At 64.8% G+C, this 16347-nt stretch carries 8 protein-coding genes; 2 read left to right on the forward strand and 6 right to left on the reverse strand.

Going from position 1 to position 16347, the window contains the following annotated elements:
• Positions 1–438 precede the first annotated feature (438 nt).
• Both AC5WS7_RS12415 and AC5WS7_RS12420 read left to right on the forward strand, forming a co-directional pair.
• Positions 439–1113, forward strand: a complete 675-nt coding sequence (locus AC5WS7_RS12415; RefSeq protein ID WP_495954606.1) for a hypothetical protein — start codon at positions 439–441, stop codon at positions 1111–1113.
• Between the two features lie 203 nt (positions 1114–1316).
• On the forward strand, positions 1317–1745 hold the full coding sequence (locus tag AC5WS7_RS12420; protein ID WP_495954607.1) for a hypothetical protein: 429 nt from the start codon (positions 1317–1319) through the stop codon (positions 1743–1745).
• Between the two features lie 12 nt (positions 1746–1757).
• Here the strand turns inward: AC5WS7_RS12420 and AC5WS7_RS12425 are convergent, their stop codons facing one another.
• From AC5WS7_RS12425 to AC5WS7_RS12450, 6 genes are all read right to left on the reverse strand, one after another.
• Complete coding sequence (locus AC5WS7_RS12425; protein ID WP_495954608.1) at positions 1758–3215, reverse strand: zeta toxin family protein; 1458 nt, start codon at positions 3213–3215, stop codon at positions 1758–1760.
• 29 nt (positions 3216–3244) lie between these two features.
• A complete protein-coding gene (locus AC5WS7_RS12430) occupies positions 3245–4261 on the reverse strand; it encodes a hypothetical protein (protein WP_495954609.1) in 1017 nt (338 codons plus the stop codon).
• 79 nt (positions 4262–4340) lie between these two features.
• Positions 4341–13778 carry a zeta toxin family protein gene (locus AC5WS7_RS12435; RefSeq protein ID WP_495954610.1) on the reverse strand — a complete coding sequence of 3146 codons (9438 nt, stop codon included), beginning with the start codon at positions 13776–13778 and terminating at the stop codon, positions 4341–4343.
• A 15-nt stretch (positions 13779–13793) separates the two neighbouring features.
• Positions 13794–14129: a hypothetical protein gene (locus AC5WS7_RS12440; protein WP_495954611.1), complete on the reverse strand. Its 336-nt coding sequence runs from the start codon at positions 14127–14129 to the stop codon at positions 13794–13796.
• 141 nt (positions 14130–14270) lie between these two features.
• The gene (locus AC5WS7_RS12445; RefSeq protein ID WP_495954612.1) at positions 14271–14708 is read right to left on the reverse strand and encodes a YbaB/EbfC family nucleoid-associated protein; all 438 of its coding nucleotides are present in this window, start codon (positions 14706–14708) and stop codon (positions 14271–14273) included.
• A gap of 5 nt (positions 14709–14713) precedes the next feature.
• Positions 14714–16153 (reverse strand): hypothetical protein, encoded by a 1440-nt coding sequence (locus AC5WS7_RS12450; protein WP_495954613.1) that lies wholly within the window; start codon positions 16151–16153, stop codon positions 14714–14716.
• Between the last annotated feature and the right edge of the window lie 194 nt (positions 16154–16347).

Consider the following 16347-nt stretch of genomic DNA (forward strand, 5'->3'; position numbering starts at 1 on the left):
TCGTGTGGTCTGCGCGTGAGCGATACGGGTTCAGGCGGGCCTCGGTGGCTCAACCGCCGATCCGGGCAGCACTCGCACTACCCTAGGATGATCGGATAGCACTCTCACGGGGGAAGGCAGGGCCGCCGAAAAGCAGGGAGGGCCCTGTGAATTCGGCAATAGAACCTGCATCGCACCGGCGACCGCGCCACAGCGGACAGCACCTCGACGAACGTACCGCCGATACCGTGATGAACCAGTAGGCCGAAGAAAGACGCGGAGGCAACGGAATTGACAGGACCAGTTCCGAGAGAACGCTACAAGCGGCAGCGGACGCAGTACGACACTCGGACCAGAAAACCGGTCATCTATCTTCCCGTGACTCGTGAAGGACGGCTACTCGGCAACTTGTGGGCGTCAGCCGCCGACGACGGTCTGTCAGCAGGGTTCGACCCCAAGATGGATGAGGAGATCTTCCGCGACAACATAAGCCGATTGAGCGGCACCGGATTCTGGGAGGACCGCCTGCAGAAGTCTTTCCAGGAAGGTTTGCTGCCGCGGGAGGGGATTCGCCGATGGATCGGGGAACCCGCGCATCCTTTGTACGGAGGGGTCGCCGCCGACGCTCGAGAATTGACGGCCGGAAGTTCGGCCGAACTGTGGAACCAACTCAACCCCACGGTACGGCTCGACCCCGACGCCAGCTACGAACCTCTGGTCCAGGACGGTGAGTACCCGGACGGTTCGCGCGCGGAGCCACGGTTCGAACCGGCTGCACCTCATACAGCGTCGATATCGACCTATCCGGGCGAGCCGGTCGGCGAGATCGTCTTTTTGGCTGCCTCACTACGCGGTTCCGTCGTCGGGTACGTATGGGCTGCGGCGGAGGGTAATGCCGCTGGGTGGCTACCTCTCGTCGACGCCGGGCAGGACGGCGTCGTTGCCGGCGGTCTGTGGCGATCACGGCTCATGGACGCGCATTCGAAGGGCTTGACTGCGTTGGACGCATTGCGCCGGATGCGTATTCTCCGCAATCCTGCGGAAGACACCTTCGGCCGGATCGAAGAGGACGCGACAGAACAGCGCGTCGCGAGCATCAAGGACCTGCGGAAACGCTCGGGTTACCACTGGTGAGCACTTCGCACGATGTGATGTGAACGAACGAAGTCCCACGGTAGAGAATGCCGAGCGCTGATAAAGGATGTTCGACTGTGAGTAATGTCCCCCCGCTGTCGCGGACCAATGCCGAGGCCCGATTGTTCGTGGACTTGAAGCCGTGCGCACGGTGCGGCGAGCGCGGCGCGACGTTTCGTAGTTCGGTCATCAGGTCGGACGGCATGCTGATCGGCAGATACCGCGGCACGTGTAACCATTGCCAGAACCCGTTCGAATACGACTTCCGACTGCCTGAGCAGCCCTTGCCTCCGCCGACCGACGGAGTGCTTTTCGGCGGTGCGGAACCGTCGGTACTGCTCGACCCCGCAATCTGGCTGCGATACTCCGACATCTGCGTCAGTCAGGTGCCGATGGACAGCGGCGGGCTGGACGAGCAAGGCCGCCGAGCCGCCAGACATACCTTGATGACGGCCATAGCCGCAGTGGATGAGGTACTGAAGTTCATTCCGCCACAAGCCGATCGGGTGCCCGAGTCGGAATTCTGGTCCTCCGGAGGACGGATGATCTACCAGGAAGAGCCGGGGAGGTTCGACAGATTTCGACTCGAAGCCGTCCGTGAAGCCTATGCGGATACACTCGCACGCTGGTGATCAGCGAGGCCGTCAGGCCTCGGTGACCAGCGCCTGCCACTGCCCGTGGCGGCAGTGGAACCGAAGGGTGGCGTGCAGGTTGCTCAGTTCCGAGGGCACGGCCATCACCTGCACCTCGACCCGATATCCCCAGTCGCGCAGCGAGGCGGCGAACTCCTCGCTGTCCCGGTCCGAGGTCAGTTCGAGCAGCATGTCGGCGCGAGCCAGCGCCGCGTGCTCGGCCGCCAGCGCTGTCCAGCCCAGCGCGTCCCACATCACGACATCGCCCGCCCGCGGATCGTCGGCGAGGGTCAGGTCCCAGCTGCGGGGATGGTAGGCGAACAGCAACTCGGGGTCGATCACCACGGCGTCCGGGCGCTCGACGCGCAGGTCGCGGATCGTGGTGGTCTTTCCCGATCCCGGGGGGCCGGTGACGATGATCGCCGTGGGATCGGTTGCGGCGGTGAGGGTTCCGTACAACTCGGGAACGATCTTGTGGGTGAACACCCACTGGTGATCGCCGCGAGCGAGCCGGAACCGATCGGGGTCCTCGCGCGGCAGGACGGCCGGAGTGGCACCGAGGGCGGCCAGTTGCTGCCCGTAGGTGTGGATCGCGCCGGTGATCGCGTCCCGGTCCGCCGGATCGAGATTTCGCATGGCGGACAAGTAATCCCGCCGCGGCCCGACCGGGCCGTCGGGTGCGCGGAGGTCAGCCGGGCCGCCGTGTTCGGCGATCCACTCCGACGCCGAGGACGCCGCCATCAGGCTGCCCAGAATGTCCACGGCCGCTTCGTAATACAGGGCCGGATCGTAGGGTTCGCGGGACTCCGAAGGCGCGGGCGATGTCGTGCGGGACTGTTGCGATCGGCCGGTGATCAGATCCGCGACAGCGTCCGTGTAACGCGCGATCGCGGCCAGCGTCGCGGCGCCACCTTCCCAGGTTTTGTTGCGCTGCAACAGATATTGCTGCAGCCGCAGCGCACGGGCCTGCGCGGCCGGCCAATCGGCGAGCATTTCCGACACCCGGTCCACCCACGGATCGACCGGTATCGGCTGCCGGAACGGTTCGGGCACCAGCGGTGGCCGCAGCTCCTGCGGAAACTGTTCGGGGTCGGCCAGATACATGCCGATCCCGCTGTCGACAGGCGCGATCACCGGCACACCCCGCATTACTGCTTCCAGGCCCAGCAATCCGAATTTACCGGTCTGGCCGGGCATCAGGAGAAGGTCCGCAGCCTCGAGGTCCGCGATGAAGGTCGCCCTGTCGTTCTCGACGGCCGGGAGCACTGTCACCTCACGGTGAGCCAAGGTCGACAGCGTCTGCCGCACCGGCGCGGTCACGCTGGGATCGACCCCGCGCACGGTGAGGGCGACATCGAAGCCGCGTTCGTTGAGGCCCCGCACGATACGGGCGGCCTCGGTGGCACCACCGCGAGAATCCTCGGCCTGCGCGAAGACGATGATCATCAAGGGCGGAACGGGCGACGGCAAGGCAACTCCTGATTCGGTAGAGATCGGCGTCAGCGGAGCACGGTCTGGGACAACAGTTCCTGCGCAAGCTCCTCGGCGACCATGGCCAGCGGAATTCCCTCGCGACCGGGCCCGAACGCAGCACCGGGACGCAGCCGACAGGACAGCTCGGTGAGCAGTGCGACACAGGCCATCGCCCGCGGTTCGCCGAAATCGAGGTTGTAGTCACCATCTCGACGTTCGTGGACGTCGCGGTCCCCGGCGAGACTGCGCCGGGAATGTTCGGCTTCCTCGAGCAGAGTGGTCGGTGGCTCCTTCCCGATGGCCGCCGATTCCAGTGCCCACAGTAGGTGGTGGGACGGGTCACCGGGGACGCGATCGGGCCGCACCTCCAGCTCGGGTATCGGGCCGCGAACCGCCCGGTGCAGGACAACGAGCGCGTCGCCCCGATCACGAGAATCGCTCGAGTACGCCTGCAGCACAGCCGAAGCCGCCTCTCGCAACTCCCGGAGGATGACGACCGGATCGACCTCGGTGGGCAGAGGCATCGGAGTTCTCTCCGCCCAATCCCTTTCGGTATAACCGGACTGAGAGTCGTACAGCCAGGCCGAAATATCCAGTGCGGTGATCGCGAGATCCTTCCCGGCGTCACCGATACCGAACGCCTCGCCGGCATCCAGCCGACTCGCCAATTCCATCAGCAGATTCCCGATGATGGCGCCGCGCATGGAGGTGATGACGACGTGATCGTCGACCACGCGTCCTTCCGCTTCCAACATCGCCCGGATATCGAGGGCTCGCTGTTCGAGCGGGATGGGCCGGCCTCGAGTGCCGAGGTAGTCGATCGCCCCGAGGCTGTGCAGAGCCGGGTCCAGAACCGGCTCGGCACGACGGACCGCGGCCGGGGGCAAGCCGGACAGTGACCGGTCGAGATCGGTCAGGACCGCGGTCCGCGCTTCCTCGCTCGACTCGGGCACGGCGAGAACATCCAGGGCGCGAATCGCGGCATTGCGCAGGCAGCGATCGGCCCCGTCGTCGCACGCGGTCTCGCCCTCGTAGCTGTTCACGCAGCACTCCTCGAAAATCCGACGGTTGTCCGGGCCAGGATGGCGGCCGCTATCAATCCTGCCTCACAACGGATACCGGTCATGTGCTCGGTGCGCGGCCATCACTCGGGATACCGGCCGCCGGATGCTCGCGCGCCGCGACCATGCCAGTGGCATCGATGAGCGCGGCTGCTGCGGACTGCCAGGTGTATTGCCGGTCGCGCAGGGTCTGCTGGAGGTCCAGCGCCCGATCCCAGGCAGCGTCCTGATCCGACAATTGACGCGCCAGAACATCGACCCAGCGGTCGACCGAAACCGGGTCCTCGTAGCCCTGCTCGACCAGCATTCCGGCGGTGAGGTCGCTCGGGAACAGGTCGGGGTCGCCGAAGAATCGGCCGGCGCCACTGGTACTCGGCACGACGATCGGCACCCCGGCTCCTGCGGCTTCGGTGGCGACGAGCCCGAATCCCTCTGCGCGAGAAGGCATCAACACCACATTGGCATCGCGCATATCGGCGAGGATTTCTTCGCGATCGAGCGTATAGGGCCGCACGTCCACGTCACGGCCCGCCGCTCGCTGCAGCAAACGCAGTTGATCTCGCAGCTTGCCTTCCGGCACTCCGCGCACGATCAAATCCACGTCGATTCCCTGCGCGTTGAGTTTCTTCACCATCTTCGCGGCCTGCATCGCCCCCTTGACCGGGTCGTCGGCGCGGCCGAACACCAGCATCCGCTTGGTCCGGCGATCCGCGGGCGGAAGGATCTGGTCGAAGAACTCTATGCCGGGGATCATCTGATGCACCACCGGCGACGTACCCGTCATCGAGGCCAGCCGGGCAGCCTCTTCGGCGAGGGCAGGCCCCACGCCGACCGCGACATCGGTCGTGGAGACCAGGTCCGCTTCGAGGCCGTGATTGGCCTCGGCGCGTTCGGGTTTGCCCTGCACCCGGCCCAACGAATCCGTGACCATGTGCACGATGTGCACCAACCTGGCCTGCGGATACATCCCGTCACGAATATCCCTGGCGGCCGGGCCCGAGAAGCGACTGTGCCCGATCACCGCATCGATCCCGGTCGGCAGGCCGGTCAGGTCCGAGGTCAACTGGTGACGCGGTTCGACACTCGAATCGGGCTCGCGGGGCGCGATCAGGGTGACTTTGTCGGCGCCCTCGAGTCCGGTCACCTCGTGTCCGACCCGCACGAAGACCTCGTGCCCGAGATCGGCCAGCGCCTCGCACAGGTTCTTGTTGACCGAGACGACGCCGCCCTTGCTGGGATGCCATTCATCGATGACGGCGAGAACGCGCAGGCTCGCCATGTCGGAAGCCGTTGCCAGATCGACCAGTTCGTGTGCCCGCGCATAGGAAGCGCGGATCTGCTCATGCTGCTCCGGCGGCGCCTCGGCGAGGTCGCGTTCCCGGGCGTTGCGCAGATATTCGTGCTGGTTGGCGGTTTGTGCTCGGACGTCGTGCTGAGCGTCGCGGGCCTGATCGTGCCGGGCCTCCGCCTCGGCGGTGACCGGCGCCGAACTGTCGTGCGGTGGGCCCGTGTCATCGTCGTGATGCGGCGTTGTCGCTTCGTCGTGCGCGTCGGATGCCAGCCACGGCAGGGCCCGGGCCTCGGTTTCACGGAGTTCCCGACCGAGCATCGTCAGAGTCGCCGATTCCTCGGGTCGGAGCTCCGCCAACTGCGCGATCCGGCGGCGCACGTCCGCCAATTGCTCCTGGAATCGGCGCTTTTCCTCGGCGGTCCACCGACGGCCTCGTTCGTGCGCGAATACCTCCGCGGCGCGCGGCGAATGTGCCCATTGCCCGTCCGCGCCGCGGATGTTCTCGAACAGCACGCCGCTGCGGCTGCGGATCGTCAGAGCTTCGATGCGGACCGGCGGATCGGCCGACTCCAGATGGCCCACCATCTCCTGCGACCCGGTGAACGATGCCTCGTGCAGCCGGGGCGGCGTGTAGCGGTGCACACCGTGATCGACCCGCTCGGCGAGATATCGCCCGATGGTCGACAGCCGGCTCTGCGGTTCGGCGACCGCCATCACCTCGGCTCGCGCGGTGTAACCGTTGTCGGCGAACTCCCGCATGATGCCCGCTTCCTTCGCGGGATCACCCATCGCCAGTTCGAGGATCACATGCTGTCGGTTGGCGATGGCATGCTCCCGCGCCATCCGGAACCAGCGCCCGGAATCCCGGACGAGGTGCCGGATCGCGTCGGGGTCGTGTTGCGCCATCAACTCCGCATAGCGCGGATGGAATCGGAAGAAATCGTCACCGGACAGATGCAGGACACTGCCACGATCGGCGAACGAAGCCTTGATCTCCGCGATCATGGTGGATTTTCCGGCACCCATCTGGCCGCCGACCACCACCAATTCCGGTTTCTCGGAGGGCGGCACCGACGCTGCGTCCGACAGCAGGCCGGGGACGATCTCCTCATGGAATATCCGGTCGAGTTCTTCCGGTTCGACGGCTGCGACCGGGCTGTCCCGCTCGCCGGCCTGTGCCACGGGCTCCTCGGGCGTTCCGTCCGACTCGCGGACCCCCGCGGCGTCGCCGCGCTCCTGCGCGTCGAGCGGCGGAGGTTCATGATCAGGGTGCTCTACTCCTCCCAGGTCAGCCGTTCCGGCCAGCTCCCGTCCTGCCTGCTCTGCCACTCCGCCCGGGCCACCGCGCTCCCCGCTCTCTGGCCGTACCCCTGACGCCGCAGTGTCTGCTTGTCGATCGTTATCTCGTACTCCTCGCTCCCCTCCGGCGGATTCGCCTGGGACACGACTTGGACTCGGTATCCGATCCTCTCCGGAGTTTCCTGGGTGCGCTGGATGCTCAGCCGCCAAAGGGGCGGATAGATCTGCCCCCCGGCGGGGCGCCGGCCCGTCGCCTTGGCCTCCCGGAAGTCGTCCGCGATCATCGTTGTGCTCCAACTCGGATACTCGATCACCACCCCGGTTTCCGCGTCGATCACCAGATTCGTCCCGCCCGGGTCGATCTCCTCCGGACTCTGTTCCGGCAGGACCAGCCATCCGATCTCCCCGATCGGATACGGCTGAAACCTTCTGTCCGGGTTGAAGATCCGAGCCAGGTACGCCTCGACCTGTTCCCGAGTGCGGCATTCCGCCATGTGTTTCTCCTGGATGTGAAGCAATCGGTGTGTACCAGAGACCTGTTGACCCGTACACCATATTTTGCGGCGGGTGGTCCGACATGGTCCCCGCCTGCGGGTCCCACCACACCGGTCCGCCGGCGTCGTGGGGATAGACGATCACCGTGGCGTGCAGACCGCCCCGACACGGTGTGCCGTCCGGGTTGTACAGCGGTGCACCGGTATTCGCGTCACGAGCCTGCCACTCGTTGACCACCAGCGCCGAAGATCCCGGACCCATCCGGTCGACCAGATCGTGCAGGTGACCGAACTGGTTCGGGATCGGATGGTCACCGCCGATCTTGTGCAGACCGTCACCAAGCCACCGCGCGGCACGTTCGGGACCACCGCGCTCTCCGCTTCGGAGGTCCACCCCGCCAGGTATCGGATCCAGCCATCGAGGTGCACTGACCTGGGGATTTCCATAGAACGCCGACAGCGCCGACAGGGAGCAATCCGTGCAGTTGTTGGCCCGCCCCGGAACCTCGAGACCGCCGTCGTTGATCAACTTCCCGTATGCGTTGGTTCGCGGATCAGCGCCCACCAGGAATCGATTGCCGTCACGCAACGCGTCCTCTACCGCGGCCTGATATTCCGTCCGCTCCACTTCGTCCAACCGTCGTACCCCGATCGCGCGACTCTCGGACGGGTTGTCGAAACGCGCGGGCGTATTGGCATGCGCGACATCGTTGCTCAGCTGCCGGATCTCGTGCGCGTTCAGCCCCGGATGATTCGGATCCGGCGGCAACAGCCCGAGGTGATCGCGCAACTGGCGGGTGATCGCATCGACGGACATGTCCGGACGCCACTGCCCCGGACGCTCACCGACATTGATGTGCAGATTCGCCTCGGCCGGATTCGAGGTGTGCACGAGGTCGACGAGAATCCGATCGCCGGACAGCAGCCGATGTCCGCGGTTGAACCCCAAATCCGTTGCCTTCTGGGTGTTCTCCCACAGATGGCTCAACCATTGCGGATGGATATTCGGGTCCGCGGTCACGTGCACCTTGATCCGCGCGACCGCGACCGGACCACCCCGGGCGTTCGAATACCGCCGAATGTCGAACGCGGGCTCGGCATTCGGACCGAGCTTCGTGGTCACCGGCACGACCCGATTCGCGTCGGGCCGGTACGGCCGGAGCCAATCACGCCACCGGCGCGCGTCCTGAGCGCGGCGGACATCGTCCTGCGAGGGCCCGCGCAGGGGTATCTCGTCGCGGCGCACCGACCTCGGATCACGCTGCGCGCCTCGCGGATCCCGCTCCGGTCCATTGTTCGGTACCCGCTGCTCGGGGGGTTGCCGATCGGTAAGCCCCGCACGGTCGGTGCTGGGATGCTCCTGCGTCGAAGGCTGCTCCCGACCCGGCTGCCGAGGCTGCGGCCGACTCGATTCGACCGGTTGCGGGCGATCCTGCGGACGCTCACGCTGTTGCGAAACCGGCACCGAGGGCTGTTCGGGCCGGAGGCCATGCCGATCAACATTGTGCTGCGCCGCATTACGCGGCGCCTCCTGCGTTGGCGGCACCTGTCGATCCGGTGGTACAGCCACACCACGATCGGACGTCCGGCGCGCATCGATGGGCCGCGGTGTCTCCTGGTGATCCGGGTTACGCGGAGCGGGCGCGGGAGACTCACGGCTCGGCGGATTCGCCTCCCGTTGCGGATCGACGCTCGAGTGCTCGGCCGAGCGGGAAGAGTCCGACGGCGCTTGCGGTTCGGACGCGTTGTGCGCCGAATCCCGCTGCTGGCGTGAATGGTCGTGCGCGTTCGGATCGGACGACTGGCGAATCTCGGACCGACGTTCGGACGGCACCACGGACTCGCGCTGCGTCGATTCCGGTGCTCGTCTCGGGTCCACGGGCGCGGATTCCACCATTGCATCGGCATCCGGCGCTCGCGACGAGAGCCACGGCGTTTGCGAACTCGCCGTGTCCGGTTCGGCCGCACGCGTGGTGCTGTTCGGATTCTGTCGTGCTGCAACTTGTTCGGATGCTCGAGGAGCATCATCGCCCACCCCGGATCGGGCGTTGTTCGGATGAGCGTCCAGGTCGTGCGTCGCAACGAAGCGCGGGTTGTCGAGATGCGGGAAATTCGGATTGTAGATCGGCTCGCCGACCTCGACCGACAGTATATTTCCCTTTTCGTCGGTGATAACCTCGCGAGGCCAGATCCGGTAGACGCAATCACCTTTCGCCCCGCCCGGGGCAAGAATCTCGGTCTCCTGATGACCGAGCCGGTACAGCCTGCTTCGAGCCGTAGCGTCGTGCGTGGTGGCATCGACGTCGATACCGTGTGGGGTATACAGCTCGTGCATGTACCGGGTCTGCTTGAAGGTACCGTCCGGGAGACTGGTTATCTTGAATCTTCCATCTACCGAGCGAATCGCTTTCTGATCGCGGCCGGCGACAGCCTCCTTGAATGCCGCTACTTCCGAATCAATTTTAGTCAGATCTCTGGTGACGATAACTTCCGGACTCGTGCCGAGTGATACGAATCCATCGTCGTAACCATTCCCGATGTGGTCATCGATGCACAGATTCTCAGGATTTCGAGACTCGAAGTTGGATTCGAAGATCTCCGGACCACGAGAATCCATTCGAAAGAGGGCGTTCTGCGGCTCCAAATATGCGTCACCCGAACTCAAGTCACGCCAAACAACCGCATACTCGCTGTCTGGATAACCGAGGTAGATCTTCGCGGGATCGATTGCCTGCACGGAGTCGTCGAGTGCGTGTTCGGGTATCGACCGAGTCAACCCATCGGGCAGGTATTTGTCTTCACACCCCGCTTCGAAGGAACGGGGCTGAGCGCTCGCGTACTCAGGTATCTGCCACAGATTGCCGACTCGCTCGTCCAGAACCTTCGACAGATACTGCCTGTCGATCTCCCGCGGAGTCTCCCGAGGCGACTCGGAATCGGAGAAGACGAAAGAGTCATCGGCCCGGCTGTCCTCGGATTCGCCTATGCCATGACTCTGCTGAAACTCCCGCTGACTGGGCGCGACCACGGGCCCGTGGTCGGCGCCGTCGTTGACCGGACGGTCCGCATCGCCGCGCGTGTCACCGGGCATATCCCGGTCTGCGGGGGCAGTGGCCGTCCGATCGGGCCGGGTAGCCGTGGTCGCGTACTGCGGCTCATTACTCGGTGTCTCGTTCTCCCGCGTAGGTTCCCGAGGTGGGAACACATGTTCCGGGAGCATGAGACTGGACCGCGGCTCGGGCACTTGCGGATCGGGTTCGCGCTGCTGCTCGGAAAAGATCGATTCGTCATCCCGCACGGCTCTGGTGACCACAGGTTCTATCGGTGGCAGATCCAGAGTCGAACCGGGGTCCGACGGCAGCGTTTCGGTACTCGAAGTTTCGGTGCTCGGGGCCCTTTCCGCATTATTGCCGGAGGCGCGCGAGTCGGCTAGGAGGCGATCACCCCGTTCCGGGGCCAGTCCTTCTCCCGCTTGGCCCGGAGCCTGATCTGCCCCGCCGCCGACCGGAAGATCACGTCCTCCGGTTGGTCCGTGCAGGCGCTGTTGCTCGCCTTGTCGATCGTCAATACCCGATCGAGGTTCCCTCTCGTCTCCCCGAACTGATACTCCACCTCGTCCGGGTCGTTTCGAGTCATGTTGTAGTAGATCAGTAGCGCCATCGTGTTGTCCCCACAGAGTGTCGTATCGCTCGCCCGAACGCGGTGCCGCGACTTCCGCCCAGTTGTGATTCTCGTTGGCATGGGCGTGCGCATCCTGGTAAAGCGACCCGGGATGATCGTGATAGTAATTCGATTCTGCCAGCTCGTGCTCGAGCAGCACGAGGTCGGCAGGATGCGGCTCACCCGACCGCAGCCGGATCCACGCTTCGGCGATGTCGGGGTCGGCGTTATAACGGCGCTGATCGACCCCACCGTCATAGTCGCGGATCGGGTGCTCCTCACGGAACAGATGGTCCTTGATCTGCTTGATCTCGTCCCGGGTGAAGTACGTACCGTCCGCAGGTGGATGCTCGGCCAAAACGTGTGCAATGTCTTCGATATCGCGGTCATTGCCTCGAAATGCCTCGTACACGTCATCGGCCCATTCGAATGCCGCGAAATCATCGCGAGACCTGACCGCACCGCCGGTGTGCGCGTAGTCGGGTTGGCCCGGATCGGCCGCATCGTGCCGCGCGTGATCATCCGGGGGAGATTGCGATGCTTCGTCTCGATGTTCCGCGGCGGTCCATGCTCTGCCAGGCTCCTCCGCATGAGGTCCTGCCGGCGCGCCCCAGACCGTATCCCTTGGTGTTTCGCTGCGGGAGTGTTCGGTGCTTCGTTGCTCCGGTCGGCCGGGCACAGTCTGCTCGGGCCGCTCGTTCTCCGGCGCAGCATCGCGGGGCCCGCGATCGGATGCTGTCCGAGTGCCACCCACACCTGGGGTGGCCGACTGCTGTTCAGCCTCCGTTTTCTCGGTTCCCGGGGGTTGCTCGGACACACGGTCCGGCGAACTCGACGGCTTCGGTTGCGCCTGTGGGGCTTCATGTTCCGGGACAACGGGCCGCGCCGGATCTGCGGCGGCATCGCTCGCCAGAGAACCCTTTCCAGGTGACGGTGTGTCACGAGTCGGCGAGGCAGCACGGATATCCCCCGGTCGTTGCCGGCCGGACTCATCAGGCCGTGAGTAGATGTCACGCGGACGGTCGGCATCTGTTCCAGGACGCGATTGTCGAGGTTCATCGCGTGCTCCAGCGGCATCGGCGCCGACATGATCACCGGACTTCGCGGTCTCGCCCCGGGGGCCGGTCTCGGCCGAGGAACGCTGCGCGGCTGCGGTGCGCTCAGGCCGCGACACTACGTTGGTGTCGGAAATACTTGGCGCTGTAGATGTTTCGCGGTGTCCAGTACTGCTGGAAGTCGGAGGCACCTCGGCGGGTCGCGGCGGCATGGCCGTGGGGTTCGTCGACGGTGTCGGCGAGTCCGGCCGAGGGGTGTTGTCCATTCGGACCGATGTGTCGGTAGACCCGCGCGGCGTATTCGTTGACGTGGCCCCAGTCGAGGTCGCATTGCTCGGCGCCGCAGCAGGCGAAGCAGGCGACAACGATCCTGGCGACGGTGTCGTCGAACGATCCACTGCCGCAGGCTGATTGGTAATGCTGCGATCCGGTGACGCCGGGGTACCGGCGGGCTGAGACTGCGCATTCGCCGCGAGCTGCTTGGACTCGGCACTCGAGCCCGAGTTGGACGAATCGGTCTGGGGAGCAGCGGAGTTGTCACCTCTCTCGGTAGATGTCGCTCCCGGTGCGGTCGTCGAATCGACCGGGGCTGTCGATGCGGTGGACGTGTTCGCCGGCGTGCCCGCGGTGTCGGAGGGGGTTACCGATGCCGGGGAGGTGTTCACCTCGCCAGGACGGCTCGAAGCGTTGTTCGGTTTCTCTGTCTCCGGTGCGTGAGCATGATGCTCGGTGGACGCGGCGGCAGGTTCCGCGGTTGCCGGGGTCTCCGACACCGCGGCTGCGTCATGCATCGATGCGGCGGAATTCGCATGTGTTCCAGGCTTGTTCAGCAGGCCGCCACCCGCGCCTTGCCAGACGTCGGAGAGATCGACAGGCTGTCCGCTCACCACGGATGTCGCCGCTGTGGCGGTCGCATTGCCGACTGTGTTGCCGACGACGTCACCGACCAGGCTCGTCACTATCTTGCCCGGAGCGCTCGTGACACCGAGCTTGCTGGCCACATGGGAGACACCTTCGGTCGCCGGCCCCGCCACGGTGCCGGCAATAGCCCCCGACAGCGTGGACAACCCGACCGACTTCATGTCGATCCCATCCCTGGTACCAGCGGCGACCTGGATGGCTTGCGCAGCCAGGTCCGTCCCCCCACCCATAGCCGATCCGACGCCCGCACCCACGAGCAGTTTCGCACCCCGCCGCTCCATGAACTTCGCGGCGTCGATCCCCAGCTTGCTCAGTAGCTTCCGGAATGCCGCTTGGATGGCTGCCTTGCCCGCGACGATGGTCGCCGCCTCCTCGGCCTGGCCCACTCCCGGAACCCACGACCACACCGCCATCGCCACCATGATGGCAACCGAGATGTAGATACTGATCTTGGTGTGCTCGATATCGGTGGCACCCTGCTCGAGCTGAGTCGCGAAACTGTCACAGGCGTCGATCAGCTTTTTCAGATCGCCGTTGTCACCGCCGATATCGTTCCAGTAGGTCGACATCGCGTCATGGGTCTTGCCGTCGATGGACGTCAGGGCGGCGTTCATCGCCTGGTCGGCGGGATGTTGCAGTTGCTTCAGCGTCTCGGCCATATCGGACCAGTGCTTCGACGCCCGCCGCATCGCGTCCTCGTCGCCCTCGGGCCAGTGACCGACGATGAAGTCCTGGATGTAGACCAGCGGGCCGGGCAGGGTCGGAAACCAGAGAGTCATACGAGTGTTCCCGGGCTACAGATTCTTCGTCTGCTGGGCGATCGACTGAGCGTTCTGCTGATCCTGCTGTTGTAGACCATCAGCGGTTTTGGTGATCTTGTCACCGGTGGCCTTCAACGCATCCACGAACGAAGCCAGCACCTTGATCGTGGCGGCCGGGCCGCCATCCGCGTCGCCTTGCGGATAGCCCTTCTCGAACTGCTGTCCGGGCTCGTCCTTACCCCAGCAGTGTCCTTCCGCCGCCAGGCCCTGCTTCAACTGCTCCAACGCTGAACTCACGGTCTCGCCCAGCTGCTCGAACTGCGGCGACACCGAGCGCAGACGGTCCGGATCCGCCCAGAACTCGGCCATGGTCAACCTCCCTCATCCGATCCGACGCACACGGGACGCCGACGGTTCCATCACATTTGTTTCAGTCCAATCGGATTCGCGCTTGCGGCACAATCCGGTCGCGGTGTACCAACCGCTGCGCGCAAACAGGTCCCGGTCCGATTACGGCGACCGCGGCTCCTGTTGTTCGGACATCCACGCACGCACGTCCCGCCAACCCGCTGAGCCAGGCACGACATCGCCGAAGTCGGGCAGCCCGTCCACCACCGCCCGCATCGGAGCGACGACCTGCTCACGGGCATTGGCCGCGGCCTCCATCGCACCCCGGATCGCGGCATTGATGTCCTCCGACAGCTTCTGCGGGGTGCTGCGCCGGTACGCGTCCTCGGCGATCGCGACATCGGTCACCATTCCGGTCGCGTCCACCGTCACTCGCGCAAGATCGTTCGGCGAGGTAGCACGCACCTTCATCTTCGCCAAGGTGCGCTGTACCTCGCCCATCTGGGCCAGCTCCTTGTCGAACTCGCCCTCGACCCGGGCCAGCATCTCACGCAGATGATCGTTCTGCGAACGGATCTGATCACGTTCCCATTGCTCCATACCGGCTACTCCCGGTCCGAGTTTGCAGTCACCTGTGCGGCATCAGCCGCCTGCCACTCACGCCACCAGCGAAGCAGATTCACACCACTGAACTTCTGCCGCGGAAAGGCCCTGTCGTTGATCATGATCCAGACATCCTGCATCGGACACACCTGCTCGAGAACATCGCGCCCCGAAACCGTCCGCCGCAACCACGGATTAGTATCCGGCGGCAGCTTGGCCGCGGACGAGTAGATCTTCAACATCGAATCACCGGACTCGTCCCGCACCAATGACCATTGCTCGCCTACCGGGTTGTCCGTATCGAGCAGCATGATGAACTCGCCGCGACCGAACGCATGGATGAACTGGCCAACGGTGTTGAACCCGAAGGTGACACGCCAGACCACCACCTCGAATTCATTCGCGAACTTCCAACCCGAATACCCCTCGGTCGGTACGAAACCCGGATTCAACCACGTCTCGGCGAACCGGCCGTCATCACCTGCCCGTCGTCCACCGATCAGATTCCGCTCCCGCAACGATTCGTCGTCGACTCGCGGATCGGCGTAGTACTTCCACTCCCCGGGATGCACTCGGGCCCAAGCGAAATCCCGCTCACCCGGTTCCGGCAGGATCTGCACTTTGGTGCGCGTCTTGTCCGCGATGTGTAACTCCGCCAGTTTCGACAGCACGCTCAAATCACCGGTCTGAAGTTCGGCTTCGGCCTGGCGCTTCGATTCGAGTTCAGCGGCTTCACGGGCAGCCGTCTCGTTCCATGTTGTCCCCATGACGTCGCGCAAGTGGCTCAAGTGGGTTTCGTCATCGAAACCCGTTGCAGGCAAAGCATTTATGGCGTCGCCCAACTGACGCAAATATGTCACCAGGTTCGAGCCGAGCAGCGTCGGCTGGGTATCGGTACCGGACTTGAAGGAGAGACGAACCCCCGGGAGCGGGCACACCTGCTCGATCAGCTCACGACCCGACACCGTGCGCCACCGCTGCGGATCTGTGCCCTCGGGGAGCCGACCGGGCGATGTGTACACATCCAGCCACCGGTCCCGGCCACTCCCCCGTAGCGGCCAACTCGCATCAACGCTATCGTTCTCGGACAGCAGGACAATCACTTCGCTCCGCGCGAAGACCTCTACGAACCGTCCTACAGTGCTGTTGCCCCGCACGAACTTCGACACCGCGATCTCGAAGTCATTCGTCAATCCCACCAGGGTCGACTCCGGCGGCAAGTATTCCGGATTCCACCACACCTCGCTGAATCCGCCCTTGCCATCGGCCATTCGAGCCCCGACCACGTCGGAGATCCTGACCGCAGACTGATCACAATCAGGATCGGCGAAGTACTTCCACAGCCCAGAACGTTCTCGCGCCCAAGCGAAATCAGACTCGCTGGGTTTGAACATGCCGGTCTCGACGGCAAACGGAACATCAGAGATATGTACGTCGGCCACTACTGCCCCCAACTGTCATTCATCGATCGGATCCTGCCGCCCGGATATGGTCGACCGGCGGGCCATCTGCCGCCGATATCGCCCGCGACAGCGCCGAAGTACTTCCTACCCCATCCACCTCATGAGACTGGCTGACGCCGAGAACACCCTACCTGTGCCCATCTCACCTCTTGCCGGGTAGTCGGGAGGTCACA

Source organism: Nocardia sp. PLKS1-43 (assembly GCF_059510335.1).